3 protein-coding genes and 1 pseudogene are annotated in these 2921 nt (G+C 73.5%); all 4 read left to right on the top strand.

The window, feature by feature from the left end; all coding sequences use genetic code 11:
* On the top strand, window positions 1-548 hold a 548-nt coding region (locus AC2W7G_RS12815), incomplete at its 5' end, for a hypothetical protein (RefSeq protein ID WP_485868780.1).
* A gap of 109 nt (window positions 549-657) precedes the next feature.
* Window positions 658-1401, top strand: a complete 744-nt coding sequence (locus tag AC2W7G_RS12810; RefSeq protein ID WP_485868779.1) for a (Fe-S)-binding protein — start codon at window positions 658-660, stop codon at window positions 1399-1401.
* Window positions 1398-1862, top strand: a pseudogene (locus AC2W7G_RS12805) (LUD domain-containing protein); the annotation flags it as partial. The gene AC2W7G_RS12810 and the pseudogene AC2W7G_RS12805, both read left to right, overlap by 4 nt.
* On the top strand, window positions 1802-2737 hold the full coding sequence (locus AC2W7G_RS12800; RefSeq protein WP_485868781.1) for an LUD domain-containing protein: 936 nt from the start codon (window positions 1802-1804) through the stop codon (window positions 2735-2737). The pseudogene AC2W7G_RS12805 and the gene AC2W7G_RS12800, both read left to right, overlap by 61 nt.
* Window positions 2738-2921 lie beyond the last annotated feature (184 nt).

The raw sequence follows: 2921 nt of genomic DNA, 5'->3' as shown, positions 1-2921 counted from the left end.
GCGTCGGCGGGGACGGTCAGCAGACGCTGGCCGACGGGCGCACCGTCCGCACGACGGTCGAGCGCGTCCGCGAGCCGATCGACCTGACCCGCTGGGACCTGGCCGTCGAGGACTGGCAGCCGGGCAAGGACGCCACGTCGACGGTCAAGCCCGTGCGCCGCGTGCGGCTCGACGCCCTCGCGCCGTGGTCGCAGGTGCCCGGGCTGGAGGACGTCTCCGGCGTCGGCGTCTACACGACCACCGTCGACCTGGGCAAGGACTGGACGCCCGAGGACGGCGCCGTGCTCGAGCTCGGCGAGGTGAACGACACCTTCCGCGTCCGGGTCAACGGCAAGCGGCTGCCCGCCGCGGACGTGCTCGACACGACCGTCGACCTCGGGAGCCGGCTGCGCAAGGGCCGCAACACCATCGGGGTGGAGGTGGCCAGCACGCTGCTCAACCGCCTGCGCACCGTGACCCCGGCGGTCTACGGCAGCTCGCCGCGCCAGGCGTACGGCCTGGTCGGGCCGGTCCGGCTGGTGCCGTACGCCGAGCGTCGCGTGCGCTGAGCCGCGCGCCTCCCACGACACGTCACCCCGGTGCGCCGAGCCGCGCACCGGGGTGACCGCGGTCACGGTACAGTGTGATTGAAACGTTTTAGTCCGTGGAGGTGGACCGATGCGAGTCGCGCTGATGGTCACGTGCATCAACGACGCGCTCTACCCGGGCACCGGCCAGGCCGTGGTCTCGCTGCTGCGCCGGCTGGGGGTCGACGTCGACTTCCCGGCGACGCAGACCTGCTGCGCCCAGCCGATGGTCAACACCGGGTACCTCGACGAGGCCGTCCCGGTCGTGCGGACGTTCGTCGACGCCTTCGCCGGCTACGACGCGATCGTCACGCCGTCGGGCTCGTGCGCGGGCTCGGCCCGGCACCAGCACGACATCGTGGCCCGCCGGTCCGGCGACGCCGGGCTGGAGCGGGCGGTCGCCGAGACGTCCCCGAAGGTCTACGAGCTGTCCGAGTTCCTCGTCGACGTGCTGGGCGTGACCGACGTCGGCGCGTACTACCCGCACACCGTCACCTACCACCCGACGTGCCACTCGCTGCGCATGCTCGGTGTCGGCGACCGGCCGCGGCGGCTGCTCGAGAGCGTCCGGGGCCTGACCCTCGTCGACCTGCCGGGGGCCGACCAGTGCTGCGGCTTCGGCGGCACGTTCGCGGTGAAGAACTCCGACACGTCCGTCGCGATGGGCACCGACAAGGTGCGCCACGTGCTGGAGACCGGCGCCGAGGTGCTGGTGGCCGGCGACAACTCCTGCCTCACCCACATCGGAGGACTCATGACCCGCGAGAAGGCCGGTGTGCGCACCGTCCACCTGGCCGAGATCCTCGCCTCGGCCGAGGGGGCGGTGCTGCGATGAGCGCCGGCACGTTCGTGGGCATGCCCGCGTTCCCCACCGCGGCGAAGGAGGCCCTGGACGACGCCCAGCTGCGCCACAACCTCGCCCACGCCACCGGCACGATCCGCGCCAAACGGGCCGCGGTCGTCGGCGAGGTGGAGCAGTGGGAGGAGCTGCGCCTGGCCGGGGCGGGCGTCAAGGAGGCCGCCCTGCGGACCCTGGACGTCCAGCTCGAGCGGCTCGAGGCGTCCCTGACCGCGAACGGCGCGACCGTCCACTGGGCGCGGGACGCCGCCGAGGCCAACCGCATCGTGGCCGACATCGCCAAGGCCCACGACGCGGACGAGGTCGTCAAGGTCAAGTCGATGGTCACCCAGGAGATCGGGCTCAACGAGGCGCTGGCCGAGGAGGGCATCGCCGCCTGGGAGACCGACCTGGCCGAGCTCATCGTCCAGCTGGGCGACGACCTGCCGAGCCACATCCTGGTGCCGGCGATCCACCGCAACCGGGCCGAGATCCGCGAGATCTTCCTCGACGGCATGGCCAAGGCGGGACGCCCGGCGCCGGACGACCTGACCGACGAGCCCGCCGTGCTGGCCGCCGCGGCCGCGCCCACCTGCGCGAGAAGTTCCTGCGCGCGAAGGTCGGCGTCTCGGGCGCGAACTTCGCCGTCGCCGACAGCGGCACGCTCGTGGTCGTGGAGTCCGAGGGCAACGGACGCATGTGCCTCACGCTGCCCGAGGTGCTGGTGTCGGTCGTCGGCATCGAGAAGGTCGTCTCGACGTGGGACGAGCTCGACCCGCTGCTGCGCCTGCTGCCCCGCTCGTCCACGGGCGAGCGGATGAACCCGTACACGTCCACGTGGTCGGGCGTCACGCCCGGCGACGGGCCGCAGGAGGTGCACGTCGTCCTGCTCGACAACGGACGCACCAACGCGCTGGCCGACGAGGTCGGGCGCCAGGCGCTGCGCTGCATCCGCTGCTCGGCCTGCCTCAACGTGTGCCCGGTCTACGAGCGCACCGGCGGGCACGCCTACGGCTCGGTCTACCCCGGCCCGATCGGCGCGATCCTCAACCCGCTGCTCAAGGGCGTCGGGCACGACGACCAGGTCGACTCGCTGCCCTACGCGTCCTCGCTGTGCGGCGCCTGCTTCGAGGTGTGCCCGGTGCGCATCGACATCCCGTCGGTGCTCGTCGACCAGCGCGCCAAGGTCGTCGACGCCCACCGCGGCGGCGTCCCCAAGCCCGAGGCGGTGGCGTTCAAGGGGGCCGCGGTCGCGCTGTCGCGCTCGCGCCTGCTCGGCGCGGGGGAGCGGTTCACCGGCGTCGGCATCCGGCTGGCCCGCCGGTGGGCGTGAGGAAGTGGACGGACGCGCGCGACCTGCCGGACGCGCCGCAGGAGTCGTTCCGCCGCTGGTGGAAGCGCACGGACGGAGGCCGCCGATGAGCGCGCGCGAGGAGATCCTGGGCAAGGTGCGGGCGGCGCTCGCGGACGTCGACCACGTGCCGGCCCCGCCGGCTCGCGCCGGCGCCTCACGCCGG

This window comes from Aeromicrobium sp. PFPM2_SD2 (assembly GCF_057364525.1).
The sequence above is the reverse complement of the archived record's forward strand: the minus strand, read 5'-3'. Positions and strand labels throughout refer to the sequence as shown.